The following is a 1,066-nucleotide window of genomic DNA, read 5'->3' as shown; positions in this document are numbered from 1 at the left end:
CTGAAAAAATGCCACCGCACAAAATTCTACACAGTCTCGGAGATCAACGAGGCGTTCGACCTGATGCACGAAGGCAAGTCGATCCGCACGGTCATTCACTACTGACCCGCCGATCCGAAGCAGCGCGAGGCGCTCGGATCGACAACTCGGCCTTCATCATGGCCCGACCCCGGCCATGATGAAGCGCGCTCTGGCAACTGGGCAACGTGTCGCGATGCGGTAACAACCGCCGAAGTGCAATCGTTACATGCCGATAGCGGCACGGACCAGGGTCGCTTGGCCCAGAAAGCCGCAACCGCATGACACAAGGACACCACGACATGACAGTTTTCAAAAACCGCAATGATGTTACCGAAGCCATTGTCACGACACGGGTCGCCAAGGGGCTTTCGTGGAAAAGTGTTGCTGACTACATCGGTCATAGCAAGGAATGGACGACCGCCGCGTGTCTGGGGCAGATGACGTTCAATGCTGAAACTGCCGCCAAGGTCGTAGCACTGTTCGATCTGGACGCATCCGCCCTTGCATGGCTGCAAGTGCCTCCCAGCAAAGGCTCACTGAGCGGCAATGCGCCAGCCGACCCCCTGCTTTACCGCTGGTATGAAATTGTCAGCGTTTACGGCCCGACCATCAAGGAACTGATCCACGAGGAGTTCGGGGACGGGATCATGAGCGCCATCGATTTTAACATGAACATCGAACGCGAGCCCAACCCGGCCGGTGATCGTGTTCGTGTAATCCTGTCTGGCAAGTTCCTACCTTACAAAGCGTTCTGAAGTCCTGAAGCAGAGGTTGCACTGACCCTGCAACCTCTTTCTCCCGCCACATAAAATTAAAGACAGAGCCAGCACCAGCATGGCGTTTTTTGTTTCGATATAGTAATAAAAAGGAACGGTTCATGCTTTCTTCCCACACAGGCCCACTAGGGCGTGTCGGTGGGACGGCTGCGGATAACCGTCTGTTTATCGAAGCCGTGCTGTATCGTTACCGTGCAGGCATTCCCTGGCGTGATCTGCCTGCCCGGTTTGGGGACTGGAAGAACGTGCACCGGCGGCTGCGTCGCTGG

General features: G+C 56.2%; 2 protein-coding genes. Both read left to right on the top strand.

All coding sequences use genetic code 11. The features are described 5' to 3' along the window. The first annotated feature begins 320 nt into the window (after positions 1-320). Complete coding sequence (gene cynS, locus AD944_RS00260) at positions 321-776, top strand: cyanase (RefSeq protein WP_045543154.1); 456 nt, start codon at positions 321-323, stop codon at positions 774-776. A gap of 122 nt (positions 777-898) precedes the next feature. Then, on the top strand, positions 899-1,066 hold a 168-nt coding region (locus AD944_RS15980; protein ID WP_156477210.1), incomplete at its 3' end, for a transposase.

The sequence above is a fragment of the Acetobacter tropicalis genome (assembly GCF_001580915.1).
Lineage (GTDB): Bacteria > Pseudomonadota > Alphaproteobacteria > Acetobacterales > Acetobacteraceae > Acetobacter > Acetobacter tropicalis.
Note: the sequence above shows the minus strand (reverse complement) of the source record. Positions and strands in the feature narration are given on the sequence as shown.

Excerpts from the sequence above, each read along its gene's own strand:
- cynS (WP_045543154.1), top strand. The coding sequence starts at position 321 with ATGACAGTTTTCAAAAACCGCAATGATGTTACCGAAGCCATTGTCACG.